Origin of the sequence: Microcystis aeruginosa LEGE 91341 (assembly GCF_015206885.1) — a bacterium.
In the GTDB taxonomy this organism is placed as follows: domain Bacteria; phylum Cyanobacteriota; class Cyanobacteriia; order Cyanobacteriales; family Microcystaceae; genus Microcystis; species Microcystis aeruginosa_H.
This window is the reverse complement of sequence record NZ_JADEXY010000238.1, coordinates 1-2,735: the sequence shown is the minus strand read 5'-3', so window position 1 is coordinate 2,735 and position 2,735 is coordinate 1. Positions and strand designations below refer to the sequence as shown.

The 2,735-nt window shown below is 38.5% G+C and carries 4 protein-coding genes and 2 pseudogenes; 3 read left to right on the top strand and 3 right to left on the bottom strand.

Annotated elements, in window-relative coordinates; all coding sequences use genetic code 11:
- Positions 1 to 111: pseudogene (locus IQ234_RS21450) on the top strand (IS4 family transposase); the annotation flags it as partial.
- A 200-nt stretch (positions 112 to 311) separates the two neighbouring features.
- Positions 312 to 1,229, top strand: a complete 918-nt coding sequence (locus IQ234_RS20485) for a hypothetical protein (protein ID WP_416209689.1) — start codon at positions 312 to 314, stop codon at positions 1,227 to 1,229.
- Between the two features lie 311 nt (positions 1,230 to 1,540).
- Here IQ234_RS20485 and IQ234_RS20480 read toward each other — a convergent pair whose 3' ends face one another.
- A complete protein-coding gene (locus tag IQ234_RS20480) occupies positions 1,541 to 1,939 on the bottom strand; it encodes a type II toxin-antitoxin system VapC family toxin (protein WP_193958424.1) in 399 nt (132 codons plus the stop codon).
- Complete coding sequence (locus IQ234_RS20475) at positions 1,936 to 2,181, bottom strand: type II toxin-antitoxin system Phd/YefM family antitoxin (RefSeq protein WP_008201147.1); 246 nt, start codon at positions 2,179 to 2,181, stop codon at positions 1,936 to 1,938. The genes IQ234_RS20480 and IQ234_RS20475 overlap by 4 nt, the downstream gene beginning before the upstream one ends.
- Before the next feature lie 56 nt (positions 2,182 to 2,237).
- Between IQ234_RS20475 and IQ234_RS20470 the strand changes: the two genes are divergently transcribed.
- A complete protein-coding gene (locus IQ234_RS20470; protein ID WP_193958423.1) occupies positions 2,238 to 2,501 on the top strand; it encodes a DUF433 domain-containing protein in 264 nt (87 codons plus the stop codon).
- An 85-nt stretch (positions 2,502 to 2,586) separates the two neighbouring features.
- On the opposite strand, the pseudogene IQ234_RS20465 reads toward IQ234_RS20470, so the two are convergent.
- Positions 2,587 to 2,735 (bottom strand): annotated as a pseudogene (locus IQ234_RS20465) (arginase); the annotation flags it as partial.

Here is a 2,735-nt window from a genome sequence, read left to right as displayed (position 1 = left end):
GAAGAAGGATTTGGGAAAAGCTTATTAGACAAACTGCGCTATTTACAGAGTTTCATGTGTCAACATATTAGCTATGTACACTGGTTCCGGAGGATTGTCTATTCAACTTAAAATTTGATGTTATAGGAGTATTATGCTTGTCAATGTAAAGTTTTATTACAGGATTCAACGTTTCTGCTATTAGAGATGATATTATCAAAGCGACTCGTAATATTTTTACAGTTATAAACAAAACTGCAAAATCTATTGATAAACAAACTCAATTATTGCTAGATGACAGTAAAATATCAGCATTAATTCCCAGAAAAATTTTGGAAGAAAAAGTGCTTGAAGACAAATATGTTAAATGGTCTTCTACAAACAGTTTAAATCAAGCAGATCCTTATCTAACTACACTAAATTTAATTAGTGAATGTACTATGGAAATTTTAAAAGACTCCCCGCAAGCTTTAAAAAAATCATTTAATTCACCTAATGAGCGACAAATGGCTTTAAAAGATTACTATGATTCTCATCCTAATTTGTCACAAATAGGCACAAAAGCTGTACTTAATTGGTTTTTTAACGAACTTCAACCATTTAAGGATTGGATATCACAGCTAAATTATTTAGATGTAGATGTGCCGATTCAACCAGATCAACCGCAGCTGAAACCTCGCCAGAAAGCATCGATAAAAAGGTTACGGCAATCCAGTATTTTATACACAGTTTTGGGACAAAAAATACTCTTTTTTGCAGTTTCGAGATATTTACTTAGAGTAAGAAAAGAGTATCGGATTACCGCCACTCTTAGCGCTATCTCAGATAGTATTAAGAAAATGGATCAAGAAGGTTTTTTTCAAAGAAACCAACCACACTGGTCTAATATCATAGTGCAGCCTAATGAAAATCTGAGCATTCTTACTAAAGGTTCTGGAGCCGATAAATGTGTAGAACTTGTCAAAATAATATTATCTGATACCTCTGATGGTGTAAGAGAGCTAATAAAAAAGACCAAAGAGGAAATTAGTCCTGATGTTAACTGGAATGAACATTTAATTTCTAAATGGAAAAAAGAGTTTCATGTCATCCTACCTAGAGTAGATTTGATTGATGAGCAACTACAAGAATCGTCTGAATCGGAGGATTTATTTTCTGAAGTTAGAGAGAAGCTAGACTCTTTTGAAGAAGAAGAAAACGAATTTGCTAAAATTGAATACGATGGGGATATTTTTCAAGAAAATGAATAACTGAACTATTAAACGCAAAGGAATTTGAGAATAACGCAATTGTATCGGAAGGGTGCGTTCCCTAATGCAACTTCTACCGCTCCACTGATCGATTTTTGGGGAACGCACCATGCACATTGATTGAAGCTGTAAGAACGATTTCTGCAAAGGTTGTGAAATTGAAGGCTCTTGTGCAGGTCAGTGTCAAGTCACTTTGGAGTCTTCCAGAAATGACAGTCAATTAGTTGCAAAAATGTGCGAGTTAATAATTGCAACTACACATAATTTGGTTCACGAATATCTAGAAGGCAGGTGAAATTCTGTGTTTATGACTAAGAACTAGCTGCCCAAAGCAAAGACACTTCATATTGATTAAATGTTGAATCCGCACTCACAAGTGTCATATCTTCTACCTGAGCTTGTGCAATCAGCATTCGGTCAAAGGGATCACGATGATGTAAAGGCAATGCAGCCGCCCGCAAAGCATGAGCAGCAGTTATTTCTAACGATCTAGCCCCTAGTTGGGTCATTCGAGTAGAGACATAATTATCTATTTGCTCTGGCAGTGGTAATTTACCGATTGAGACTTTAATTCCCATCTCCCAAACACTGGCAACAGAAAACCACACTTCATTGCTTTCGTTGGCAATTTGTTCAATTACATTCTCACTTAACTTGTCTGGTTGGGCAAACCACCACAGCCAGCATTGTGTATCCAGTAAAAGTCTCACTCCGCACCACCCTCAAATGCTACCAAAATATCTTCTGGTAAAGGGGCATTAAAATCATCTGGTACGGTAAACATCCCTCGATCTTGTCCTAAACTAGACCGTCGATCTAAAGATGTCCGAAATGGAACAAGTTTAGCAATTGGAATACCTCGGTTTGAAATAACGATTTCCTCTCCGAGTTCCACACGGGACAATAGCCGAGAAAGGTTTGTTTTAGCTTGATGAATGTTTACAGTTTCCATGCTCTTAAAAAACTAAGTCCACAAACTAAGTTTAGTTTAAATGACTTTAGGATACAATGACTATAAAAGCTAGTAGCCAGTTGGATATATTTGCTATGGCATTAATATCCCGTGTTGTTCACAGTGATCCCGACATTCTAGGGGGAACCCCTGTTTTTGTAGGAACTCGTGTGCCGATGAGAACCCTACTTGATTATCTTGAGGCTGGTGATTCATTAGAGGTATTTCTAGACCATTTTCCCAGTGTCAGTCGGGAACAGGCGATCTCAGCCCTTGAATTAGCAAAGAAAATGTTGACAGCCTATGCGAATCCTGCTTGATGAATGCGCCCCACGCCCCTTAAAGGGTGAGCTTGCCGATTACGAGGTATGCACAGTTGTGTTGGCGAAAGCAGCATAACTCCGCATCCCCGGCGATATCTCGATCGCAAATCACGGGAATCTGCTGTTTAGCGATTAATTCCGCTTCTTCTCGACAAATAGCCCGAATTCCCACGGGTAAGGTCGGTAAACCCATTTCTAACACCCGACGCATCACGCAGGCGTGGTTATGGT